Source organism: Empedobacter sp. R132-2 (assembly GCF_030324375.1).
In the GTDB taxonomy this organism is placed as follows: domain Bacteria; phylum Bacteroidota; class Bacteroidia; order Flavobacteriales; family Weeksellaceae; genus Empedobacter; species Empedobacter falsenii_B.
Genome location: NZ_JACAGG010000067.1, coordinates 1 through 1,687, shown reverse-complemented (window position 1 = coordinate 1,687; position 1,687 = coordinate 1). Strand labels below are relative to the sequence as shown.

The following is a 1,687-nucleotide window of genomic DNA, read 5'->3' as shown; positions in this document are numbered from 1 at the left end:
TCGTCACTTTTATTGAGTGCAGGTACGGGAATATTAACCCGTTTGCCATCCACTACCCCGTTAGGGTTCGTGTTAGGACCCGACTAACCCTCAGCTGATTAGCATAGCTGAGGAATCCTTAGTCTTACGGCGAATAAGTTTCTCACTTATTTTATCGTTACTCATGCCTACATTTTCTTTTCTAAAAGCTCCACCACCCATTACCAGGTGACTTCTGCGCCGTTAGAATGCTCCCCTACCAGTAGTACTAATGTACTAATCCATAGCTTCGGTAATATGCTTATGCCCGATTATTATCCATGCCGGATCGCTCGACTAGTGAGCTGTTACGCACTCGTTAAATGAATAGCTGCTTCCAAGCTAACATCCTAGCTGTCTATGCAATCCAACCGCGTTTTTTCAACTTAGCATATATTTGGGGACCTTAGCTGATGGTCTGGGTTCTTTCCCTCTCGGACATGGACCTTAGCACCCATGCCCTCACTGCCTAGAAACATATATTAGCATTCGGAGTTTGTCAGGAATTGGTAGGCGGTGAAGCCCCCGCATCCAATCAGTAGCTCTACCTCTAATATACTTTACTAAACGCTGCACCTAAATGCATTTCGGGGAGTACGAGCTATTTCCCAGTTTGATTGGCCTTTCACCCCTACCCACAGGTCATCCGAAGACTTTTCAACGTCAACCGGTTCGGTCCTCCACTTTGTGTTACCAAAGCTTCAACCTGCCCATGGGTAGATCACAAGGTTTCGCGTCTAATACTACTGACTATAGCGCCCTATTCAGACTCGCTTTCGCTACGGCTCCGCACCTGAAGTGCTTAACCTTGCCAGCAACATTAACTCGTAGGCTCATTATGCAAAAGGCACGCCGTCACACTTACGTGCTCCGACCGCTTGTAGGCGTACGGTTTCAGGTTCTATTTCAACTTTCTATTCGAAATGCTTTTCACCTTTCCTTCACAGTACTAGTTCACTATCGGTCTTTGAGGAGTATTTAGCCTTGGAAGATGGTCCTCCCATATTCGGACAGAATTTCTCGTGTTCCGCCTTACTCGTTATCAACTATATAAAAATTTCACTTACGGGACTATCACCCTCTACGGTTAACCTTTCCAGGTTATTCTGTTATCCTTATAAAGTCTTTAGGGCTAATCCGCGTTCGCTCGCCACTACTTACGGAATCTCAATTGATTTCTTTTCCTATTGGTACTTAGATGTTTCAGTTCCCAACGTTCGCTCCCATTGCTGGGTGACATGCCTTCAACATGCCGGGTTGTCCCATTCGGAAATCTACGGATTAATGCGTATGTGCCGCTCCCCGTAGCTTATCGCAGCTTATCACGTCCTTCATCGCCTCTCAAAGCCTAGGCATCCGCCGTACGCCCTTTGTAACTTTTTTCTCGATTTAACCGTCATATTATTGAGCGGTTATGTTAATCTTACTCGTTTTCTTGATTAATTGTATACCTTATATAAACTTTGATTTATTTCTAAATCTGTTTTGATTGTATGCGATTATAAATAAATTTATAATCTGTTTCTAATAATGTCAATGAACTCTTCTGCTTTAGACGAATTTCGAAATTCGAGATTCGTTTATCGCTTCGTGGAGAATATCGGAGTCGAACCGATGACCTCTTGCGTGCAAGGCAAGCGCTCTAGCCAGCTGAGCTAATCCCCCTCTT

1 tRNA gene and 1 rRNA gene (1 of these 2 cut by a window edge) are annotated in these 1,687 nt (G+C 44.3%); both read right to left on the bottom strand.

Annotation, left to right across the window (positions count from 1 at the left end):
• Nucleotides 1-1,401 (bottom strand): 23S ribosomal RNA (locus HXZ69_RS15115) (it extends 1,559 nt beyond the left edge of the window).
• Nucleotides 1,402-1,609: 208 nt separating this feature from the next.
• Nucleotides 1,610-1,683 (bottom strand) — tRNA-Ala (locus HXZ69_RS15110).
• Nucleotides 1,684-1,687: the final 4 nt, after the last annotated feature.